The following is a 21,029-nucleotide window of genomic DNA, read 5'->3' on the forward strand; positions in this document are numbered from 1 at the left end:
AGGTTGGTGACGAGCACGTATTCCACGGATTCCGCGTTCGGGCGGATGGGGCCGTCACGTGGGTGGGCGCCGTGGCTTGATGCCGCTGGCCGCCGTTCCATGTTGACGGCCGGCACGCGTACGGCACCGGGCAGGTGCGCTTCGGCTGGCAGTGGGCCATCCGCAATTGAGCTTCCCCTGAGCTGAAGTTAGCTGTTGCTGACAACTTGTCAGTAACATGCCGAGGGCAGGCCTGCCCGTCCCCCTGACCACTCACGTCGAAGGTGCCCCTCCGCATGTTCATGCGCACCCTCCGGCTGTCCGCGCTCGCCGCATCCGTGGTGCTCGCGCTCAGCGCCTGTGACCCGTCGACGCCGACTGCCCAGTCGGCCGGCCCCGCCTCCGCGTCCGTCTTTGCCGTGCCCAGCCCGACCGGCGAGGTCCTGCCTGAGGCCGCCACAGGTAGCCAGAAGGTCACCCTGGTCGCCCCGTCCACGGTGCCGTCGGCCGCGGCGGCCGCTTCTGGCATAGCGAAGGCGTCTGCTGCTGCGTCCCCGTCCACGGTGCCGTCGGCCGCTCCGGCTGCTTTTGGCACAGCGAAGGCGTCCGCCGCTTCGTCCCCGTCCCCGTCGCCGTCCGGGACACCCGCCGTGGTGGCGGGTGCTCCCGACCTCAAGCTGGACGCCTACGACAAGGGGACCGGCAAGGCCGTTCTCGCTGTGGCCGACACCGGCAAGGGCACCCCGAGCCCTGCCGCCACGGCCGCTGCCACCGCCTCCGTCCAGGTCGGTCAGGTGATCGACAGCCCTCCGTCGGCCGTCGCGCCGCACGGCGCGCTGCTGGCGATCACCGACGTCAAGCCGGCGGGTGACGGGAAGGTCGCGGTAAGCACGCGCCCGGCCTCCATATCCGAGCTGCTCGGGTCGGCCTGGGCCAACATCAAGACCGCCCTGGACCCGCACAAGATCCAGGTCACCCCGAAGGTCAAGGACCTCAAGGCGTCCTACGTCCCGAAGCCCGATGGTGGCGAGGGTTCGGCCTCCGCTGTCCTGCAGTTGGACGCGAATGCCACCGTCCCGCTGCCCGGTGGCGCGAAGGCCTCGCTCACCGGCTCGCTCGAACTCGACCCGAGCGTCATGTTCTCCTACCAGGGCACCCACGGCATCCTCGCCCCCGAACAGGCCAAGGTCGGTTTCGACCTGGGCGCGCGCGCCAACTGGCACCTCACCGCCGGCCTCACCGGCTCCACCGGGCAGGTGAAGATCCCGATCGCCACGCTCACCGCCACCCCCACGGTGATGGTCGGCACGGTTCCCGTCGTGATCGTCCTCAACGTCACGGTCTACGCCACGGCCCACGCCGACGGCACCGTCAGCGTCGACGTCACCCAGGAGATCACCGGTGACTGGGCCCTGCACGCCGACTACACGAAGGCGGGCGGCTGGACCTCCACCACCGAGCCCGTCAAGACCAGCGTCTCCCCGGTCAAGGCGTCGTTCGAGGGCCGGGCCTCGGTCAGCGCAGGCCTCGTCGCCGAAGGCTCCGTCGCCCTCTACGACACGGTGGGCGTGAAGGCCACGGTCGAGCCGTATCTGCGGGCGGACGTGGACGGCTCGGTCAGCATCGACTCCAGCGGCGGCAAGCCGACCGTCCATGGCAAGGCCGGACTTTACGGCGGCCTCGACGTGGACGGAGCGGTGCCGGCGCGGATCGCCATCATGGGTACTCCGCTGATCGAGAAAGACATCCCGTTCAAGCTCTACCACAACGAATGGCCCATCGTGGCCCGGGAGTTCACCTCCCCGACCGTGGGTGCCCAGCCGAGTGCCTCACCGGCGAACTGACGGCTCCTGCTGTCACCTGATGCTGCGGGGCCTCGGCCACCAGGCCGAGGCCTCGCAGCGGATCACTGCAGACTTCCTGCTTGCATGCACCGGGTGCGCCCGCGTTCGGGGACCGCGGAGCCGGCTGCGTCGACCGGCTACGAGCGCGGCTCGCCGGTGGGCGCCATGACCGCCCGGGCCAGGACATGACCTCGGATGACGAAGTGCAGCAGGGCGAGGGTGGACTGCTCGTTGACGCCCAGAGCGCGTACCGACTCCACGTCCAGCGCGTGCACGGCGGTGTAGTAGTGATGCAGGCCAGTACCCACGGCCGGGGCGGCACCGATGTAGCCCACCGTGCTGGCATCGTTCTTCAGCTGGAACGCCGCCCCGGGCAGCTTCGCCTCCGGCGCACCGGCACGGGCCGGCAGCTCGGTGGTGTCGCCGGGCAGGTCGACCAGACCCCAGTGCCAGAAACCGCTGGGGGTAGGGGCGTCGAGGTCGATGACCGTCACGGCGAAACTCTTCGTACCGGCCGGTGCCCCCGACCACGACAACTGCGGCGAGGCGTCCTCACCGCCGGGGACCCCGAAGATGCCGCTGTAGTGCTGGTCCGCGTAGGGTGCGCCGTCCTCGGTGTCCGCGCTGGCCAGCGTGAAGGACGCCATGTTCGGGTCGAGTCGGGCATAGGGATTGGCGGACACGCCTGTCTCCATACGTTTCAGCGGCCAGGGCGGCCGGGGCACTGGTTGCCGCGCACCGTCTGGCGTGCGCCGACGCATGAACCCAGTAAGCCCGGGCCGTAATCGTCGCGCAAGCAGGCTTACTCCGACCGTGGTCCAGGGCCGGTGCGGATGACGGTTCGGTGGTGGTCGTTGCGGTCGTCGGCGGGGTTGATCACGCAGGGCCTTCCGTGTCGGTGACGGTTGCCAGCACGACACGACGCACGGCGGCCGGGATGGATCCCGGCCGCCGGAGAAGGACATCAAACCGGCGTCTCTGCGGTGCAGTTGGCCGCTGGCCGACTACGTCAGTCGCCCTGGTGCGTCTCCTCGGTCTCACCGGTGATGAGGCGGGTGATGAGCGCGCGGGTACCGGTTGTGAGGCCGTCGAGGACCTCGGTGGCGTAGGCACTGTCGGGGCAGCGGGCGAGGTTGCGCAAGGCGGCCCAGTTGTCGGCGATGGCGGTCAGGTGTTGCTGATCGCGGCTGACGGCGGCCTGCCGTTGGGCGAGGTAGTGCTCGGCGCGCTGGTGGGCCTGGTGCCAGTCGATGTCACCGCGTTCGGCGAGTGCGGTGAAAGTCGGTCCCGGGTCGCGGTCAGCGAGGCGGATCGCGTCGATCTCCTCGACTCGTCGGCGAAGGCGTTCGTCTTCGAGTCGCTGGTCGAGTGCGGCGGTGGCGGCGTCGAGGGTGAGCTGGTCTTCGGTGACCTGGGCAGCCAGGTCGGGGGCATGTCGGCGGAGACGGTCGTGCTGGGCCTGGATGGCGTCGGCCCTGGCCTTGCGCTCGCGGACCATGTCGCTGGCGGCGTCGAGGCCGAGCTTGCCGTCGCGGACTTGGTCGGCGAGGTCGGGCGCGCGCTTGAGCACGGTGTTGGCGAGGGACAGCCGGGTGCGGCTGATGTCGTGGAGCTTGGCGTGGGTGCGCAGGGAGTGTCCCGAAAATGAAAGCACCATCGCGTGGATCATGGAGCGCTGGCCCTCGCTGAGGTTCCGGCGGCGCAGGTTGGAGCTGAGGATGTACGCGGTCTGGTCGGTGCCGGTGTAGGTGGTGAAGCGGGGTTCGACGCCGGCGAGTTCGCAGGCGGAGAGGCGGTTGCGGCCGTCGAGGAGGACGCCGTCGGGGTCGAGAACGATGGGCATCGTCAGGCCGAACTCCTTGATGGACTCGGCGAGGTCATACATCTCGTGCTCGGGGAGCATCGGGAAGCTGGCGGCGTACGGGTGGGTCTTCAGGATGTCTCCTTGCTGGGCGGGGATACCGGGGGCACCAGGTCGGTGCCCCCGGAGTCAGCTGGTGCCCTCAGCGCGTGCGGCGCTGGGGGCCGGTGGCCGGTGCGGCGGGCGGGGTGGCCGGGCTAGCGGGGGTGATGTGCAGGCCGAGGGCGATCGCGGCGGGTGAGCGGAGGCGGGCGGCTTCGGCGGCGGGGTTGGGGGCGGGATTGCGGCTGGTGTGCTGGATCCGGCCGAGGAGGACCTTGGCGGGCAGGCGGGCGGTGGTCAGTTCGCGCTTGGCGGCGGCCTCCTTGAGGAGCTGGTGGGGCTTGTGGCCGCCGGCTTCGGCATCGGTGAGGACGGTGGCGAGGGCGGGCCAGTTGGGGTCGGTGAGGATTCGCTCGGCGTGGTCAGGGACGGCCGCGCGGACGTCGCCGGCGAGGGTGTTGCGGGTCTCCTCCTTAGGCTGGCGCTGGGCGAGGGCGGTGAGTTGCTCGGCGGCGGACTGGTCGTAGGCGGCCTCAAGGTGCTGGACCGCGCGTCGGGCGGCTTCGACCTGCTGGGCGTGGCCTCGGGCGGTGTGCCAGCGCTCGGCCAGGATCGCGGCCCAGACGAGGCCGGCGACCAGCACGGCGAGAGTGCTGCCGTCCTTGCCGCTGCCCGCGTACACGAGGTCGCGGGCCGCTTGGCGCAGGTCGGCCGCCGCCGCGTGGTCGGCCCTGACCTTCGAGCGCTGGGCACGGGCGAATGCGCGTGACGCGGCTCGCAGTTCGGCGCGCAGGTCCTCGGGTGCGGTCTGCGCGGTGGCCTCGATCAGTTCGCCGAGTGCGGTGACGTGGGCCTGTGCTCGCGCGTCGCCACTGGCGCCACCTTCCCAGTCGCCGTCGCTGTGGCCGAGGTCGGCGGAGAACGTGTCGAGGGCGTCGGTGGCACGCTGCCACGGGGTGCCGGGCCGATTGCGGCGAGCGGTGGGGTGCTCCTCGGGTGCACTGGCCGTGAGGAGGGCCTGGAGCTTGGGCAGCGACAGGTCCGGGGCGACCTTGCCGCCCGGGATGTAGACCTGCGCACCGCTCTTGTTGAGGTCGCCGGGCCTGCCGACGGAGTAGCCCTGGAGGTCGCCAGAGGGGAAGCGGCGGATCTTGACCTCGACGCCGTCGGCCTGGAGGTAGGCGAGGAGTTCCTCCAAGTCGGCGGCGTGGGGGATGGCGGCGCGGATGCGGTCCTGGAGCCACTCTCGGCTGGTCTGTTCCCAGCCGAGGCGCTTGGCCTTGTGCATCTCGGCCTGGGTGGGGCGGCGTTCGGCGGTACCGTCGCCGGTGCCGAGCTGGCGCAGGCCCAAGTCCTTCTCGATCTGGCGGCACTCGGCGCCGACGCGCTGGCCGCTCTTGTGGAGCTTGGGGCGGCGGCCGTCCTCGCGGACGGTGGTGGCGAGGATGTGGATGTGGTCGTCGGCGTGGCGGACGGCGATCCAGCGGCAGGCGAGGTCGTCGCCCTTGGGGGCGATGCCGGCGGCCTGAACGATGCGTTCGGCGACCTCGCCCCATTCGGCGTCGGAAAGGTAGCGGTCCTCCGGCGCGGCGCGGACGGGGCAGTGCCAGACGTGGTCGGTGAGCTTCTTGCCGGGCTCGCTGTTGCGCAGGTGCACGGGCTCGTCCAGGTAGCGGGCGAGTTCGGTGAGCGTGGCGCTCTCGTCGCGGCCGGGGTCGGGCATGCCGAGCATGGCGAAGCCGGCCACGATGTGCGGGTCGCGGTGCTCGTCGTGGCGGCCCGGCCCGTACAGGTAGGCGAGCAGGCCGCGGGTGTTGGATCCGGGCTTCTTGATGGGCGCGATCACAGTGGGTTCAGACCTCCTGGTCGGCGGGCTGGCGGAGGGCCTTCGCGATCTGCAGCAGCAGGTGCCGAAGTTCGTCGAGCGTTTGGCGGAGGTCAGCTGGCGGCCCGTATCCGCCGTTGAGGGCACGGGCGATCTGGTTGACGTTGTTCGCGATACCGCTGAGCAGGCGCAGGACCCTGGCGCGGAAGTGGTGCGTCTGGCGACGTTCTTCCGCCAAAGGCAGGCTGATGAAGAACCGGCCGTCGATGAACGCCAGGACCACGTCGGCGGCGAACCCGGACACGCCGTTGTAGCCGTTGGCGACGGCGGCGGCCTGCAGCCGGGCCTCCTCGTCGGGCTTGAACCGCAGTGGGCCGACGCGCTCCTCGCGCTTGGTGCCGGTGTAGCGGCGGTTCCTCAGCTCGGCACCGCTCGCGCCGCTGCCGTCGGCGGCGGGGCTGGTGTCATCGTCGGGCTCGCTGTCGCTCTCGTTGGGGTGGAGGGCGGCGAGGATCTGCTTCTGGACGGCGAGGAGCTTGTCCGGGTCGGGGCCGCCCTCGGCCCCGACCTGCTGGCCCGGCGCGCCCTCGCGTTGGGCCGTCTCCGCCACCCCTGGGGCGGAGACTCCGCGAGTCCGGCCACGAGTCGGACTCGCGGTACTACTGGCTCCGCCAGGGGCTCGGTCGCCGAACGCCCACTGCCAAAGACCCTTCACGGTATGGGACTTCCTCCTCTCCTTCGCGCTTCCGCCGGTGGGGCCGTGGGGGTGCTGGGTGTCGGTCACGGGCCGATCTCCTGTCGCGAGGTCGTCGAGGTGCTGTGGTGCGAGCGGGGTGTGAACGCGGCGCGCAGACCGGCTCGGGCAGAGAGCGGTTCGGCGGAAGCGCGATCCGATGCTTTGGCGAATGCCGCTGACCCTGTGTTGGACATCCGCCATACCGATTGACGGTGAAGGGGCCGCCCGCCAAGCGCCGTGCGGGTCATTGGCGGGCGGCCACCCATGGAGCGGTGACGCGTCAGGCGGGCACCGGATGCTCACGCGCCTGCTCAGGCTCGCGGTCGGCGTGCTCGGGCTGAGGGTCGGCCTGCTCATCCCGCAGGAGCGTCATCAGCTCCGTCCGGCGCTTGCTGCTGATCGGAATCCTGGCGTCGCTGAGGGCCTTCTCGACCACGGCGACGCTGACGCCGTGCTCGGCGACGACCGGCCGCATCATCTCCACGAGCTGGTCCATGGTCTTCGCCGGTGGGCGTCCGGTGCGCTTGCGAGGCGCGGCTGGTTCTTCGTCGGAGGCCGGGCCGTCGTCCGTGCGCTCTGTGACCGGCGTGGAGCTGGACGGGCCGTCCTGCTCCGCCTTCGGTACTGGCTGGACTGCCGGGGTGTGCTCGGGGTTTTCGCGGAGCGGGAGTTCGCCCTCGGCGGGCTTCGGTTTGGTGGCGGTTGCGGTGGTGTTGTGGGCGAGGAGGGTGCCGCCGAAGAAGGCGAGGGCGGGCCATCCGGCGACCAGGATCCGCAGCCAGGCGGGGACGTGGGCGAGGTCGAGGAGTCCGGCGGTGGCGACGTTCGCGCCGAGGGAGGCGGTCAGGGCGATGGCGAACCAGGTCCAGGCGGTGCCGGCCGGGCGTCCGGTGGTGCGCAGGGTCCGCATGCGGTGCCAGGCGGCGACGAGCAGCAGGTCGACCGAGACGGGGTAGGCCCAGGCTTTCCAGCCGTGTTGTCCGGCGGCTTCGGCGATGTCGTGGAGGTGGGCGAAGGACAGGGCGCCAGCGATGGCGGCCTGTACGAGGACGGCGTCCGGGCGGGGCAGACGCGGTGGGGTGGTGGCGGTCATGCGGAAGGTGGTCCTCGCGGGTCGGGCGGTGGTGGTTTGTGGGATTGCCGTCTTTGCCGTCTTGCCGTCTTGGGGCTGCGAGACGGGCTCTGGGCTGGGGCGGGTTCGGCTGCCCGGGTGGTGCCGTGGACGCGGCGGTGTTCGGGTTCGGGACGGTGCGGTATCCGTCTTGGGGCTCGTATCCGTCCCGGCGGCATGGCCTTTGACCTGCGGTTTTACGGCAGGGACGGCAGGGACGGCACAAGACGGATGTGTTTCCCGTCCCGGGGTTGGCCCGCCGCTCGCGCCGAGGTCCGGGCGGCGGCGGGCCGATGGCGGGGTGGGACGGTTGCCGTCCCACGCGCCGTCTTGCAGGCGGGGTGCTGCCGTCCCCGGTGCGGGAGCGATTCCCGTCTTGGGAGGCCGTTCCGTCCCGGCGGCAGGTGCTGTGACCTGCGCTGTTACGGCAGGGACGGCAGGGACGGCAGTTCGGGGAGGCTGGTCAGGCTCTGCTGCCCGTGCCCGCGCTCTCGTCCGTGGCCGTGAGGGTGACGGGGTGGACGGTGGGGCAGTAACGGCGCCATGCGTCGAGGAACTTGTGGCGCGTGTAGCCCTTGCGCTGGGTTCCGTCGCCGAGGCGCACGTTGCCGGAGATGATGCCGAACTCGCGGAGCATCGCGCCGAGTGCGCGCGGAGTCAGCCCGCCTCGGGCCGACTCCGCCCACGGCGCCTCCTCGTTGCCGTTGAGCGCGAACAGCAGCTGGCCGGTGGTCATGCTGTCCGGCTCCGGCTCGCTGGCGGCGTGGAAGATCCGGCGGATGTCGGCGAGGATCCGTGCGCCGCCGGGGTTGTCCTCCTCCGTCTGGACCTCGGCGTCGACCATGCGCCTGCACGCCTGGCGGGCACGACGGGGCCAGGGGCCTCCGGCGAGGTCGGCGACGATCACCAGGGGCTCCCAGGTGTCGGCCGCGCGGTCCTCGACCGGCATGGCGGGCTCCAGGCACAGGGCCCGGCCGGCGAGCGGTGCCGCCCAGCGGGCAATCTTGTCGCGAATCGCGTGCAGGGCGGGGCTGTCGCGCTTGGTGCGGTACGGGGCGACGCTCTCGCCCTCGGCACGGCGGCGCATGCGGATCACGATCGAGCGGTCCATGATCGTGTCCGGGAGGTCGCCGATGCCGGCGATGGCCGCCATGGCGAAGGTGTGGAAGCGGCGCGGGGTGTGGTCGTTGCCGACGACCCGCAGCACGTATCGGTCGCGCTGGTGCCCGGCGTTGAGCAGGCCGCGCATCTCCTCGTTCTTCTCCGCCATCTTCGGGCTGCCGAAGATCGTGTCCGCCTCGTCCACCAGCAGGGTGGGCGGTTCCTCGGTGATCGAGCGGAACACGGCGGCCGGAGTCGAGTTCACCGTCAGCACCGCCTGGTGCACCGTCTCGGTGAGCACGTCGAGCAGGCGGGACTTGCCGCAGCGCTTGGCCGGGCCGACCACGGCCAGGCGCGGGGCGTGCTGCCACGAACCCTGCAGGTGGGTCGCGGCGACCCACAGCGTGGCAGCGTCCAGGGCCTGCTCGGAGGGAAGGATCACGAACTTCGCGATCTGGGCCCTCAGCTGCGCGAGCAGGTCGGCGCCCTCGGTCGCCTCGGTGTCCGGCATCAGGTCGGTCCCGTCCGGGGTGGCGGGCTCGGCAGGCGCCGCCTCGGCGTCGTGTCCACAGGCTGTGGACACGGGCTCCGGCTGCCGGCCCGACAGGAAGGTGCCGGGCTCGCCCGGCTTGGCGATCGGCGGCCAACTCGCCATGGAAGCTGCCGGATCGGGCTGGTGGGACGTAGACTCCATGGTGAAGCTCCAGACTGGGGCGCGGGACCTGATTCGTCGCGCGCCGCCGATGAAGGTCGCGGGTAAGGACTTCGCCTGGCCCTCGGTGTTCGCTGCACCGGGGGCCTTCGTGCGTCCTGGGGCCGGCGGACCGGGGTTACGGTCCGCCAACTCGCAGGGACTGCTTGCGCCTTGGCGGCGGCCCCTCGGCGGCCGAGGCCGCCGAGGGACCACGAACGTACGGTCATCCCGGTGGAGGATCCACTCCAATCGGGCAAGTACGCCCACGGCAGACGGGCTTGTCGATCGGGCTCTCACCACGTCAAGCTGCATCAGCCACCGCACCTTCACCGGCCGCCGCCTCGATGCCGAGCAGGCGCAGGAGGTCCGCTGTGATCACGCGGTACTTCTTGCCCAGGCGCAGGACCCGGCAGGGGTAGGCGCCGCGCCGGGCCAACTCGTAGCCCTTGCTCCGCCCGAGGCCGATGGCGCGGTTAGCGGTGTCGAGGTCGATAGCCGCCGGCAGCCTGAGAAGCTCGGCCCGACCCATCCCCTGCGCCGTCGCCGATATCTCACCAGTTCGCATATGAACTCCAAATCTGAACCTCCCCCGGACGGGGGGCTGCGGCAGAGCGCCGCAACGGAGAAGAGATTTCCAGTGGGTACTGTGTCGATATGACACAACGCCGAGAGGAACACTGGTCCACCGACGACGAGAACGCACTCGACTGGCACGACCGGATCACCAGAGACGTGATCCGAGCAATCACTCGAAGGAGGAAGTTCCTTGGACTGTCCGCGCAGGATGTGGCCGACGAAACAGGGGAATTGGGCCACGAAGTCCCCCGGAACGTCATCGCCAACTGGGAGTCCGGCAGGCGCAAGACGATCACGATTCCAGAGCTGATCGTCGTTGCCGAGGTCCTGGACGCCGCTCCGGTCGAACTGCTCTTCTCCCCAGCCCTCGGCGGCTCGATCGACTACCTGCCGGAGATGAGCAGCGACCGCTGGTCGGCCCTCGCCCACTTCACCGGAGAGGCCCGCCACTCGCTCGGGATGTACCGGCTCCGCCTCTACCGGGAGCACGCCCGGATCTGGCAGGAGCTCCAGGAGGAACATCACGAAGCGGTCCAGCTGGAGTTCAAGTTGTTCCGGGAGGAATGGCCTCCCGGCTCGCAGGAGAAACGTGACGCTTTCATCGCCGCCATCCGAGAGCGGCTTCAACCCGTCAGGTCACACATGCGCGAAATCGGCTTGGAGGTCCCGCACCTCGCCTCGAATCTCGGCTTTCTCGACGCCGAACTTCCCCCACTGAACACCGATACCGATCTGGAGGACAAATGAAGGGTTCCACCTACCACCGCTGCTACTGCCGCGACGCCGAGACCGGAAAGCCGCTCGGCAAGGCGTGCCCGAAGCTCCGCAGCCGAAAGCACGGCGCCTACTCCATACGCCAGGAGCTGCCCAACTCCGAGGACGGCACTCGCCGTTCGTTCAACCGCGCCGGCTACGAGACGCTCAAGGAGGCGCAGGCCGACCTCGACCACATCCGTGGCCTGCTCGCCCTCGGCAAGGAGGATCCCGACGACCTGGCCCTGGTCGCCGAGCTGCTGGTGAAGGTCGCCGACGAGAAGGCCCAGCTGCCCGACATCGAGGAGACCCGCAACCGTCTGAAGGCCGGTCAGGATCTCTCCAGTCGCGTCACCGTGGGCGAGTGGCTCGATACCTGGCTGGCCGGTAAGAAGATCCGCAAGTCCGGGATCACCCGCTACGAGTGTGACGTGCGGGTCCACCTCAAGCCCCGCATCGGGCACATCCGCGTCGACCGGCTTCGGGTGAGCACGCTCGCCGAGATGTTCACGGCCATCGCCGACGCCAACGAGGAGATCCTGGAGAACAATGCCCTGCGGCACGCCCTGAAGGCCGAACTCGCCACGGTTCCGATCAAGGGTGTGGAGAACCGCGCCCGCCGCAAGGCTCTGCGCGCTGAGCTTGCCGAGATGCCGCCGTTCCGGCGCACGACCGGCGCGACCACCCGCCAGCGCATCCGCGCCACGCTCCGGACCGCCCTGAACGACGCAATCCCCGAGGGCCTGATCACCCTCAACCCGGCCGCCCACGTCAAGCTCGACCCGGCCGCCAAGCCGAAGGCTCTGGTCTGGACGCCGGAGCGGGTCGCCCAGTGGCAGGCGACCGGCGTGAAGCCTTCCCCCGTGATGGTCTGGACGCCGCAGCAGACCGGCGCGTTCCTCGACTCCGTGGCCGACGACCGCCTGTACGCGATGTGGCACGTGATCGCCTTCCGCGGGCTTCGCCGGGGCGAGGCGTGCGGGCAGCCGTGGTCCGAGACCAACCTCGACAACAGTTCGCTGACCGTGACGGCCCAGCTCGTGCAGGATGGCTGGGAGGTCGAGGAGTCCGACCCCAAGACCGACGGGAGCTTCCGCACTGTAGCGCTGGACGACGACACGGTGGCCGTCCTACGGCGTCACCGCGAGCAGCAGCAGAAGGAGCGGGACGACTGGGGGTCAGCCTGGAAGGACACCGGCCGGGTCTTCACCAACGAGGACGGCCCCTGGCTCCATCCGGGCAAGGTCACCGACATGTTCGAGCGCCTGGTCGCGGCATCCGGCCTGCCGCCGATCCGGCTGCACGACCTCCGGCATGGCGCTGCCACGCTCGCCCTGGCGGGCGGGGTCGACATGAAGGTGGTGTCCGACATGCTCGGCCACTCCTCCATCAAGATCACCTCGGACATCTACACCAACCCTCGGGAATTGCATCAGACGGGTGAGAAGCCGCAGGTCGCGAGGTCAGGGCACTGACCAACGAGGACTCCTTCCTCCTACAACTTGGCGGCCTGAGCTGGGAGTTTGTCGATCAGATCCCATCTGATGCAGGATTTGCCCTCTGAAGGGGAGGGCGGAAGTGGGTCTTCAGCAACGTGCCGACCTCGCGGGGGCGGCCCATCTGGAGCTGGTCTCCGGGGTGGTCCAGCTGCGTCCGCAGGACGCGATGGTCGAGGCGATGCTGCGGGGCTGGCGGGCTCAGCAGACAGCTCGTGGGCTCCGCGAGGACACGGTTACTCCCCGAGAACGACTCGTACGCCGGTTTCTGGAGTACACCAACGAGTACCCGTGGGCGTGGACGCCCGGTCACGTGGATGAGTGGTCACTGTGGCTGACCAGCGAGAAGCACCTCGCCCCGTCCACGATCCGCAGCTATCAGGGCAGCCTGCGCCTGTTCAGCGAGTTCCTGATCGACGGCCGCTACGGATGGGCGGTGGCCTGCGAGGACGCCTTTGGCACCCACCCGGTGGCCATCTGCCACGAGTGGAACACCATCGCCCACCTCAACGACTACGAGGGCCGCCCCGAGGCAAGACCGTTCACCCGCGAGGAGATCCAGCGGTTCCTCGACTACGCCGACGACCAAGTCGAACGGGCAATCCGGGCCAAGCGCAAGGGTGCCCTCGCCGCCTACCGCGACGCCACTCTCTTCAAGGTCATCTACGGATGGGGGCTCCGACGGACCGAGACGTCCAAACTGGATGTGGTCGACTTCGGACGGAACCCGAAAGCTCCGCAGTTCGGCCGGTACGGCACGCTCAACGTCCGCTACGGCAAGGCGAAGAAGGGGCAGCCGCCGCGTCGTCGGAACGTGCTGTCGGTGATGGACTGGGCGGTGGAGGCGGTCGCCGACTACGTGGAGAACGTCCGGCCTCGGTTCGGCTGCGAGGACCACCCCGCGTTGTGGGTGACCGAGCGGGGCGGTCGCATCAAGCCGGCGGAGATCAACGCCCGGTTCGTCGCCTACCGCGACGCCCTCAAGCTGCCGAAGGAGCTGACCGTCCACTCCGCTCGCCACGCCTATGTCACGCACTTGACCGAGGACGGGGTCGACCGGCGGTTTCTGCAGCAGCAAGTCGGTCACGAGAATGACAGCTCCACCGCCATCTACACCCACGTCAGCGACGACTTCATGAACACCATGCTCCACAAGGCACTTGCTCCCGTGCTCGCCCCGACCTCGGCAGACAAGGACCGCTGATGGCCGCCAAGCTCGACTACCACTGGCACCTGCGCAAGGTCATGGCCGACCGCGGGATGTTCTCCACCACCGACCTCATCCCGCTGCTGGACGAGCGCGGCATCACCCTGTCGTCCAGCCAGGTCTACCGGCTCGTCGTCGAGCGCCCCGAGCGGCTCAGCCTGAAGATCCTCATGGCCCTGCTCGACATCCTCGACTGCACCATGGACGACCTCATCGAGCCCGTGACCGCCGCCGGTGCCGGATCAACTACCCGCACGAAGAAAGCTGTTGGCGCTGAGACCGGTGTCGGTGATCTGCGTCCCAAGCGGGCCCGCATCCGCGGTGTCGAGCGGTCGTGACCGCACCTGGGCATTCCGATCGGGCCGTCTGCGACCCGATCGGGCTGATCGTGGACTTGGTCGCGGCCGTCGAACATCGACTGGAGCCTGACCGGATCCGCGCCGTGGTCGTCAGCGTCGCGGGCGGCCGCGCGAAGTCACGCCGCCTCGCATCGCATCTGGCCGAGCATCCCAGCGTGCTGAACGACGGCCGCTCTCCGGCTCCCAGGGCCGTCGGCGACCTACTCATCGCCCTGCGTGAGGCCGGAGCCCAGACGGTCTCGCCGCCGTGTTGCGCCGAGTGCGGCAGACAGATGCGAACTCTCCAGCGCCGCGGCCAGGGCTGGTATTGCTGGAATTGCGGTCCACAGCCCGAGACGTGCGCTGCCTGCGGAAACACCCGCCGAGTCGCTTCACGCGACCGGGTCGGACGGCCCCGATGCGGCAAGTGCCCGGACACCGACGGACGCGACCCCGTCACGGTGATCGCCGCCCTGATCGCCGAACTGGACCCGCAGGCCAGGCGGGAAGTGATCAGCGAAGCGGTCCACCGATCGACACCCCGTCCCTCCTACCAGCAGAAACTCGCCTGGGCCCTGGAATCCGACCCCGGCCTGCTGACCGGGGACGGCCACCTCGCACCCCACCGCGCGATCCTCCGGTTGATCGACCTGCTACACGAGGCCGGCGTCGCCGGGATCGTCCGGCCGTCCTGTCCCCGCTGCCACAGAGTCGTACGCATCGACAAGCCCCTGGACGGACAGCGGGTCTGCCGCACCTGCATCGCCCACTCCCGCATCGAGGAGTGCTCGGGCTGCGGAGCCCGCCGAGAGCCGGCCACCCGCGACGACCAAGGCCGACCGATGTGTCCGAATTGCCTGGTCAACGACCCTGCGAACCTGGAGCAGTGCATCAACTGCGGCAGACGAAAGGTCGTGAACACCCGCACGCCGGACGGTCCGCTCTGCTCGAGCTGCCCCTCCCTGCCCACCGCGACTTGCAGCATCTGCGGCGAGGAGAAGACCTGCGGCACCTCCCGCACCACAGGCTGGCCGTGGTGCCCGGACTGCCAGCGTCGCTCAGCGCCATGCTCGGCCTGCGGAGACGTCGCTGCGGTCGTCTCCGGAACTCTCGACCAGCCCCTTTGCGCTGACTGCACCGCCCCTGAGGTCTGGCACACCTGTCCCACCTGCACCGACCCCGACTACCCGCACCCCGGCCAGTGCGCTCGCTGCCTCATCAACCGACGCCTCAACGAGCTGCTGGGCCCTCCGTCCGATGCTCTCCATCCCGGCCTCGAAGCCCTCCGGCACAACATCGCCACCACCGAGCACCCCGTCACCGCCAGACGGTGGCTGAACAAGTCGTCCGTCTCCCCGGTCCTGTCCGACCTCGCGGCCGGCCGACGAGCCCTGACCCACGAGGCACTCGACGAACTGCCCGACAGCCCGCCCCTCGCCCACCTCCGCCAAGTCCTCGTCGGCGTCGGCGCCCTACCCGAGCGCGACGAGTACATGGTCCGCCTCGAACGCTTCCTCACGAGCCTCCTCGCATCCCAACAGGACCCTGAACAACGCAAAGTCCTGCACCGGTACGCGATCTGGCATCTGGTCCGGCGACTACGCCGACGCAACAACGGCCGCCCCCTCACCCCGCAGCAGTTCATATCCGCACGTCAACGCACCCACGCGGCCGTTGCCTTCCTGAACTGGCTGACGACTCACGACCTCCCCCTGGAGACCTGTCGGCAGGCCGACCTCGACCGGTGGCTCACCGACGACTCCGCCACCTACCGCCAGACGGCCGGGCACTTCATCCGCTGGGCCCGCACCAACAAGCTCACCACTGTCCACGTCCCCGCCGTCCGCTGGAACGGCCCCACGCAGCCACTCGACGACGAGCACCGCTGGGACGTCGCACGCCGGCTCCTGCACGACGACACCCTCAAGCCCGAAGACCGCCTCGCCGGGCTGCTTCTCCTCCTCTATGCCCAAGGGCCTTCGGCGATCCACCGGTTGACCACCGAGAACCTCGAGGTCGACGCTCAGGAAGTACGTCTCCACCTCGGCACTGCACCCGTCCAGCTGCCCGAGCCCGTCGCCCAGCTGGCCCGCACTGTCGCCGCCAACCGCAAGGGCCACGCGACCATCGGGGTCTTGGCCCCGTCTCCATGGCTCTTCCCCGGCGGCCAGCCCGGACGGCCGATCAGCACCACACAGCTCACACAACGCCTCAACCAGCTCGGGATCCGCCCCAACCAGGCCCGCAGCACCGCGCTCTTCCAACTCGCCACCGAGATCCCCGCCGCGATCCTCGCCCGCACCCTGGGCATCCACACCGACGTCGCCGTCGCCTGGCAACGGCTCTCCGCCGGTGACTGGACCAGCTACGCAGCCGAAGTGAGCTCGCGAAACACCACCACCAAGGAGTCCTCACCATGACCGCTCGCCCCTACGACGCCGTGCTCTGTGACATCGATGGCGTGCTCCGGCACTGGCCCGACGCCGATGACATCGAACGCAGCCACAGGCTTCCCGCAGGCACACTCGCGAAGGCGGCCTTCGCCCCGTCACGCCTGCACCCCGCGATCACCGGAGAGATCACCGACGAGCAGTGGCGCGCCGCAGTGGCTGCGGACCTCACTGAAATCTGCGGATCGAGCGACCGCGCCCACGCTGCGGTCACCGACTGGTCCAACCTGGTGCCCCGCGTCGATCACGAGGTCGTGTCCCTCCTCGCCCAGGCCCGCACCGTCGCAACCGTCGCCTTGGTCTCCAACGCGACCACCCGACTGGAGTGGGATCTCGCCCAGCAAGGGCTCGACGACCTCGCCGACATCGTGGTGAACACCTCCCGCGTCGGCGTCATGAAGCCGGATCCCCGCGTCTACCTCATGGCCGCCGAACGCGCCAGCGCCCCGCTCCACCGCTGTCTTTTCATCGACGACACTGCCGCCAACGTCATCGCAGCCAGCGAAGTGGGCATGACCGCCGTGCACTACCGGCAGATCGAAGATCTCCGCACAGCCCTGGCGCCCCTCCTCACAGCACCAGACGCAGAGCACACGTGACATCCAGAGGCATTCGGACAGTTCCAATACCCGACGTCACCATTAAGCGTCCTGCCGGAGATCGCGAAGGACGCCGCCGAGGCCGCCGCCAAGCTCGTCCCGCTTCAACGGAAGGCTGCTGCCGAAGCTCACGCCAAGGCTGAAGCGGAGGCCGAGAAGGCCAAGCGGAAGGCCTCGAAGAAGGCGAAGTCCAAGGCCAAGAAGACCAAGCGCTAAACCAAGATCAACACCCGCGCTCACGCATCGCTCACGCAAGCGATCTCGTAGCGCGCTACCGACCCCTGCCCAAACGCCAAGAAACGACAAAAGGCCCAGGTCAGCGGCTATCTGACCTGGGCCTTCGCTGAGCCGCCTGCGGGATTCGAACCCGCGACCTACGCATTACGAGTGCGTTGCTCTGGCCAACTGAGCTAAGGCGGCACCGTTGCCATGTGTGGTGGCAACGCGGGCCAGTCTACACAGGTTCGCAGGTGATCCGTAGCCAGGATGGTCGGGGGCAGGGCGGGGGGTGGGACATGGGTGGGCGAAGGGGGATGGTTTTCGCTTCAATCGACCATCGGTACGACGTTACGATGAGCGCCCCCTGCCCCCCTCCCCCATCCCGGAGCGCATCGTGCTCGGCGTCAACGACCTGGCGACTTACATCCTCGGCGCCCTCGTCATCATCCTGCTGCCCGGCCCCAACTCGCTGTACGTGCTGTCGGTCGCCGCCCGGAAGGGCATCCGGACCGGGTACCAGGCCGCGGCGGGCGTGTTCGTCGGCGACCTCACGCTGATCAGCCTGACCTCGCTGGGAGCCGCCTCGCTGCTGAAGGCCAACCCGGCGGTGTTCGCGGTGGTCAAGTTCGGCGGGGCCGCGTACCTGCTGTGGATCGGCTTCGGGATGCTCCGCGCCGCCCGCCAACTGTGGCGCGAGCGCCGGGCCGAGGCCGACCCGGCCGCCGAGGCGGCGCCGGAGGCGGTCGAGCGGCCGTTCCGCCGGGCGCTGGTGATCAGCCTGCTGAACCCGAAGGCGATCCTGTTCCTGCTGTCGTTCTTCACCCAGTTCGTCGATCCGTCGTACGGGCAGCCCGCACTGTCCTTCGGCCTGCTCGGCGGAATCCTGCAGACCTTCAGCCTGCTCTACCTCTCCCTGCTGATCTTCGCCGGCACCACGCTGGCCACCGCCTTCCGCCGCCGCAAGCGCCTCTCCGCGACGCTGACCAGCGGCGTCGCCGTACTGTTCGCGGGCTTCGCCGCAAAGCTGGCCGTCTCCTCCGCGTGACGGCAGGCGGCTACCGGTCGCAGCGCTTGCCCTGCTCCGGCGCCTCCCCAGTCAGCAGGAAGTGGTTGACCGCGCCGTCCACGCAGGTGCTGTGCCGCCCGTACGCGGTGTGGCCGTCCCCGTCGTAGGTGAGCAGCCGACCGGACTCCAGCTGGCCGGCGAGGGAGCGGGCCCAGTCGTACGGGGTGGCCGGGTCCCGGGTGGTGCCGACGACGACGATCGGGGCGGCGCCGGCGGCCCGGATGGTGTGCGTCGCGCCGGTGGCCCGGACCGGCCAGTAGGCGCAGGTCAGCGCCATCCAGGCCATGTCACGCCCGAAGTGCGGCGAGGCCCGCTCGAAGTTCGGCACCGCCCGCTGGACGTCCTCCGGCGAGCTGAAGGGGGCGGGCAGGTCGAGGCAGTTCACCGCCGTGTTGGCGAACATCAGGTTGGGGTACGAGCCGTCCGCCCCGCGCCCGTAGTACTCGTCGGAGAGCTTCAGCAGGCCGGTGCCGTCGCCCGCCCGGGCGGCGGTGAGCGCGCTGCGCAGCCTGGGCCAGAGGAAGTCGGCGTACATCGCCTGGATGATCCCGGTGGTCGCCTGGGAACCGGTGAGCCGACGCCCGTTGTCGGTGCTCGGCAGCGGGTGGGCGTGGACGGCCGTGAGCAGGACGGTGAGCTGTTCGCCGACCTGCTGCTCGGTACGGCCGAGCGGACAGTCCTCGTGCTTGGCGCAGTCCTTGGCGAAGGCCGTCCACGCGGTCTCGAAACCACCGGCCTGGGTGCGGTTGCCGGCCACCGAGTCGAGCGCCGGGTCCATCGCGCCGTCCAGCACCACCCGCCCGACCCGGTTCGGGAAGAGCCCGGCGTAGGTGGCCCCGAGGAAGGTTCCGTAGGACTTGCCAACGAAGTTCAGCCGCTCGTCGCCGAGCAGGGCACGCAGCACGTCCATGTCGCGTGCCGCCTCGACGGTGCTGAGGTGGCCGAGCGCGGCCCCGGCCTGCCGGTAGCAGCCGTCGGCGAACTCCTTGTCGGCGGCGACCAGCGCGTCGATCGCCCGTTGGTCCCCGGGTTCGAGGTCGACGGCGGTGAAGGCGTCCATCCGCGCGCCGCTCAGGCAGCTGACGGGGTTGCTGCGGCCCACCCCGCGCGGGTCGACGCCGACCAGGTCGTACCGGGCCCGCACCGAGCGGTCGTACGTCCGGGCGACGGCCTCCAGGTACTCGATCGCCGAGCCCCCGGGCCCGCCCGGGTTGAGCAGCAGGGAGCCCAGCCGGGCGCCGGCCCCGGGACCGGGACCGGAACCGGGTTGGGAGGCGGATTGCGAACCGGATTCGCCCGGTGCCGCCGCCCGGGCCGCCGAGAGGGTGAGGTCGCCGTCCCCCGGACGGTCGTAGTCCATCGGCACCCGGAAGGTGGTGCACTCGAACCCGCCGTCGCAGGGCTGCCAGACCGGCCGCTGCGCGTAGTACGGCGCGAGCGCCTCCGGCACGGCGGCGGGCAGCGGCTCCAGCGGGGTGGCGTCGGCCGCGCCGGACGCGTCGAAGCCGGTCGGGCTGGACGGCCCCGCACTGCATCCGCTCGCCGAGACCGCCAGCAGCCCGGCCGCCAGCACCGCGGCCGCCGCCCGGACCCGCCGCCCGAAGACCCTCATCCGCTCCCCTTTCCACGAATCCGCGAACCGCGCGAACCGCGCGAATCCACGAACTCCGCGAATCACAGAAACCACAGAAAGCACAGAAACCACACGAAAGAACGAGCGCGAAGGTACGGGAGCGAAGAAACGCGGCTGCCCGGCACCCACCCCGGGTACCGGGCAGCGTAACGCCCACCCAACCGCCGCTCAGGACGCCTTCGCCAGCGCCTCGGCGAGGAACTGCGCCGCCTGCCGGACCAGCCGCAGCCGCTCCCGGTCGGGGGTGTAGTCCTGCACGTTGTCCGAGATCCGCACGTCCGCCTTGGCCGCCGGGCCCGGGCCCGCCTTGAGCGCGGCCTGGAGCGTGCGGGCCGCGTCCAGCCCGGCGGCGTCCGCCTTGGCGGCGGCCAGCAGCAGCTTGGCCGCGCTGCCCGCCGGGGCCTCGGCGCCGGCCTGCGTGAGCGCGGCGGCGTCGTACCGGCCGGAGACCGCCGCGGCCGCGCCGTACAGGTCCGGGCGGGCCAGCCCGGCGGCGGCCGCGCACGGCGCGCCGCTCTCGACCCCGAGGACGCCCCAGGAAGCGGGGCTGGGGGGCAGGGTGCGGAAGGAGGTCGCGATGGTGGTGCGCAGCGTCGCGTCGTCGGAGACGGCGGCCGGGGCGGCGGCGATCAGCTCGCAAGGGTGCGCGGTGCCGTTCGGCGCCTCGGGGGCGACCAGGATGAACGCGCGGGCACGGCCGGCCTGCAGGGCGGCGCCGACGCCCTCGAAGACGTCCGGGACCTCGGCGTCGGCGGTCTTGCCCGGCGTGGCGGCGTGCATCACGACGACGGGGAAGCGCGTGTTCGGCTCCTTGGCGTACTGCGACGGCAGCCAGACCCGGACGTTGCGCGGCTTCCCGTCGGGGCCGAGCACGGCGGACTGCAGCAGCTCGCCGCCTCCCGGGTGCCCGACGCTGTCGAAGCGGCTGACCACGGCTGGAGTCGCGGCAGCGGAGGCAACGGCAGCCGCAGCGGTGGCCGACTCGGCCGGCGTCGGCGGTGCCGCCGGCTGCCTGACCGCCGAACCGGCGCTGGAACCCGCCCAGGCCCCCGCCGCGGCGGCGTCCACGGCCGACTCCGCCCGATCCGCCTCCTGCCCGCCCCGGCTGAGGCCGCCGAAGGCGCCGAGCGCGGTGAGCAGCGTCAACGCGGTGACGCACACTCCGCAGACCATCGCCCCCGCCGCCCGCAGCAGCATCGGCCACCGTTCGCCGGCCAGTTCGTAGGTCCGGGCGGCGCGCAGGTCGCGCCAGCGCTGGAGCGCGCCGCGCGCCAGCCAGATGCCGCCGACGGCGGCGGCCAGCAGGGGGATGACGAGGAGCGGACGAACCACGGAACGCACCACCTCGGAGGAGGGCCGGCGCCGGACCGGACCCGGTGCCGTCAGGGAGGCGACCACTCCGGCCGGCGGGCCCCGACACGGGGGAGCCCGGGGTACGGCCGGGGCGCAGTCGGCCCCCAGCGTGCACAACGGGCGCACTGTCACACGCGGGTGTGCCC

Annotated in this window: 17 protein-coding genes and 1 tRNA gene; 8 read left to right on the forward strand and 10 right to left on the reverse strand. The window is 70.5% G+C overall.

All coding sequences use genetic code 11. From position 1 onward, the window contains the following. The first annotated feature begins 275 nt into the window (after positions 1-275). Complete coding sequence (locus ACFQ87_RS02250; protein ID WP_380608636.1) at positions 276-1,823, forward strand: hypothetical protein; 1,548 nt, start codon at positions 276-278, stop codon at positions 1,821-1,823. 137 nt (positions 1,824-1,960) lie between these two features. Here ACFQ87_RS02250 and ACFQ87_RS02255 read toward each other — a convergent pair whose 3' ends face one another. The 7 genes from ACFQ87_RS02255 to ACFQ87_RS02285 form a co-directional block, all read right to left on the reverse strand. Next, on the reverse strand, positions 1,961-2,506 hold the full coding sequence (locus ACFQ87_RS02255) for a YbhB/YbcL family Raf kinase inhibitor-like protein (protein WP_380608637.1): 546 nt from the start codon (positions 2,504-2,506) through the stop codon (positions 1,961-1,963). A gap of 326 nt (positions 2,507-2,832) precedes the next feature. Continuing rightward, positions 2,833-3,726 (reverse strand): ParB/RepB/Spo0J family partition protein, encoded by an 894-nt coding sequence (locus ACFQ87_RS02260; protein WP_380608638.1) that lies wholly within the window; start codon positions 3,724-3,726, stop codon positions 2,833-2,835. A 100-nt stretch (positions 3,727-3,826) separates the two neighbouring features. After that, positions 3,827-5,572: a relaxase/mobilization nuclease domain-containing protein gene (locus ACFQ87_RS02265; protein WP_380608639.1), complete on the reverse strand. Its 1,746-nt coding sequence runs from the start codon at positions 5,570-5,572 to the stop codon at positions 3,827-3,829. A 7-nt stretch (positions 5,573-5,579) separates the two neighbouring features. Then, positions 5,580-6,161 (reverse strand): MobC family plasmid mobilization relaxosome protein, encoded by a 582-nt coding sequence (locus ACFQ87_RS02270; protein WP_380608640.1) that lies wholly within the window; start codon positions 6,159-6,161, stop codon positions 5,580-5,582. 406 nt (positions 6,162-6,567) lie between these two features. Next, positions 6,568-7,380 (reverse strand): DUF2637 domain-containing protein, encoded by an 813-nt coding sequence (locus ACFQ87_RS02275; RefSeq protein WP_380608641.1) that lies wholly within the window; start codon positions 7,378-7,380, stop codon positions 6,568-6,570. A gap of 481 nt (positions 7,381-7,861) precedes the next feature. Then, positions 7,862-9,193 (reverse strand): DUF3631 domain-containing protein, encoded by a 1,332-nt coding sequence (locus ACFQ87_RS02280; RefSeq protein ID WP_380608642.1) that lies wholly within the window; start codon positions 9,191-9,193, stop codon positions 7,862-7,864. Between the two features lie 301 nt (positions 9,194-9,494). Beyond that, positions 9,495-9,758, reverse strand: a complete 264-nt coding sequence (locus ACFQ87_RS02285) for a hypothetical protein (RefSeq protein ID WP_380608643.1) — start codon at positions 9,756-9,758, stop codon at positions 9,495-9,497. Between the two features lie 89 nt (positions 9,759-9,847). Here ACFQ87_RS02285 and ACFQ87_RS02290 point away from each other — a divergent pair, with 89 nt between their 5' ends. The 6 genes from ACFQ87_RS02290 (at position 9,848) to ACFQ87_RS02315 (ending at position 16,612) form a co-directional block, all read left to right on the forward strand. Continuing rightward, positions 9,848-10,516 (forward strand): helix-turn-helix domain-containing protein, encoded by a 669-nt coding sequence (locus ACFQ87_RS02290; RefSeq protein WP_380608644.1) that lies wholly within the window; start codon positions 9,848-9,850, stop codon positions 10,514-10,516. Then, positions 10,513-11,997, forward strand: a complete 1,485-nt coding sequence (locus tag ACFQ87_RS02295) for a tyrosine-type recombinase/integrase (RefSeq protein WP_380608645.1) — start codon at positions 10,513-10,515, stop codon at positions 11,995-11,997. Before ACFQ87_RS02290 ends, ACFQ87_RS02295 begins: the two co-directional genes overlap by 4 nt. A gap of 103 nt (positions 11,998-12,100) precedes the next feature. Continuing rightward, positions 12,101-13,222, forward strand: coding sequence for a tyrosine-type recombinase/integrase (locus ACFQ87_RS02300; RefSeq protein ID WP_380608647.1), 1,122 nt, complete (start codon positions 12,101-12,103; stop codon positions 13,220-13,222). Continuing rightward, a complete protein-coding gene (locus tag ACFQ87_RS02305; protein ID WP_380608648.1) occupies positions 13,222-13,563 on the forward strand; it encodes a helix-turn-helix domain-containing protein in 342 nt (113 codons plus the stop codon). Before ACFQ87_RS02300 ends, ACFQ87_RS02305 begins: the two co-directional genes overlap by 1 nt. A gap of 461 nt (positions 13,564-14,024) precedes the next feature. After that, the gene (locus tag ACFQ87_RS02310) at positions 14,025-15,983 is read left to right on the forward strand and encodes a site-specific integrase (protein ID WP_380608649.1); all 1,959 of its coding nucleotides are present in this window, start codon (positions 14,025-14,027) and stop codon (positions 15,981-15,983) included. Further along, on the forward strand, positions 15,980-16,612 hold the full coding sequence (locus ACFQ87_RS02315; RefSeq protein WP_380608650.1) for an HAD-IA family hydrolase: 633 nt from the start codon (positions 15,980-15,982) through the stop codon (positions 16,610-16,612). Before ACFQ87_RS02310 ends, ACFQ87_RS02315 begins: the two co-directional genes overlap by 4 nt. A 346-nt stretch (positions 16,613-16,958) precedes the next feature. On the opposite strand, the gene ACFQ87_RS02320 is transcribed toward ACFQ87_RS02315, so the two are convergent. Beyond that, positions 16,959-17,032, reverse strand: a tRNA-Thr gene (locus ACFQ87_RS02320). Positions 17,033-17,225: 193 nt separating this feature from the next. Here ACFQ87_RS02320 and leuE point away from each other — a divergent pair. Beyond that, the gene (gene leuE, locus ACFQ87_RS02325; RefSeq protein ID WP_380608651.1) at positions 17,226-17,876 is read left to right on the forward strand and encodes a leucine efflux protein LeuE; all 651 of its coding nucleotides are present in this window, start codon (positions 17,226-17,228) and stop codon (positions 17,874-17,876) included. Positions 17,877-17,886: 10 nt separating this feature from the next. On the opposite strand, the gene ACFQ87_RS02330 is transcribed toward leuE, so the two are convergent. After that, a complete protein-coding gene (locus ACFQ87_RS02330; protein ID WP_380608652.1) occupies positions 17,887-19,509 on the reverse strand; it encodes an alpha/beta hydrolase in 1,623 nt (540 codons plus the stop codon). Between the two features lie 189 nt (positions 19,510-19,698). Then, the gene (locus tag ACFQ87_RS02335) at positions 19,699-20,862 is read right to left on the reverse strand and encodes a hypothetical protein (protein ID WP_380608653.1); all 1,164 of its coding nucleotides are present in this window, start codon (positions 20,860-20,862) and stop codon (positions 19,699-19,701) included. Positions 20,863-21,029 lie beyond the last annotated feature (167 nt).

This window comes from Kitasatospora sp. NPDC056531 (genome assembly GCF_042794375.1).
Taxonomy (GTDB): domain Bacteria; phylum Actinomycetota; class Actinomycetes; order Streptomycetales; family Streptomycetaceae; genus Kitasatospora.

Excerpts from the sequence above, each read along its gene's own strand:
- ACFQ87_RS02305 (WP_380608648.1), top strand. The coding sequence starts at position 13,222 with ATGGCCGCCAAGCTCGACTACCACTGGCACCTGCGCAAGGTCATGGCC.
- ACFQ87_RS02290 (WP_380608644.1), top strand. The coding sequence starts at position 9,848 with ATGACACAACGCCGAGAGGAACACTGGTCCACCGACGACGAGAACGCA.
- ACFQ87_RS02250 (WP_380608636.1), top strand. The coding sequence starts at position 276 with ATGTTCATGCGCACCCTCCGGCTGTCCGCGCTCGCCGCATCCGTGGTG.
- ACFQ87_RS02285 (WP_380608643.1), bottom strand. The coding sequence starts at position 9,758 with ATGCGAACTGGTGAGATATCGGCGACGGCGCAGGGGATGGGTCGGGCC.
- ACFQ87_RS02275 (WP_380608641.1), bottom strand. The coding sequence starts at position 7,380 with ATGACCGCCACCACCCCACCGCGTCTGCCCCGCCCGGACGCCGTCCTC.
- ACFQ87_RS02260 (WP_380608638.1), bottom strand. The coding sequence starts at position 3,726 with ATGCTCCCCGAGCACGAGATGTATGACCTCGCCGAGTCCATCAAGGAG.
- ACFQ87_RS02295 (WP_380608645.1), top strand. The coding sequence starts at position 10,513 with ATGAAGGGTTCCACCTACCACCGCTGCTACTGCCGCGACGCCGAGACC.
- ACFQ87_RS02280 (WP_380608642.1), bottom strand. The coding sequence starts at position 9,193 with ATGGAGTCTACGTCCCACCAGCCCGATCCGGCAGCTTCCATGGCGAGT.
- ACFQ87_RS02315 (WP_380608650.1), top strand. The coding sequence starts at position 15,980 with ATGACCGCTCGCCCCTACGACGCCGTGCTCTGTGACATCGATGGCGTG.
- ACFQ87_RS02330 (WP_380608652.1), bottom strand. The coding sequence starts at position 19,509 with ATGAGGGTCTTCGGGCGGCGGGTCCGGGCGGCGGCCGCGGTGCTGGCG.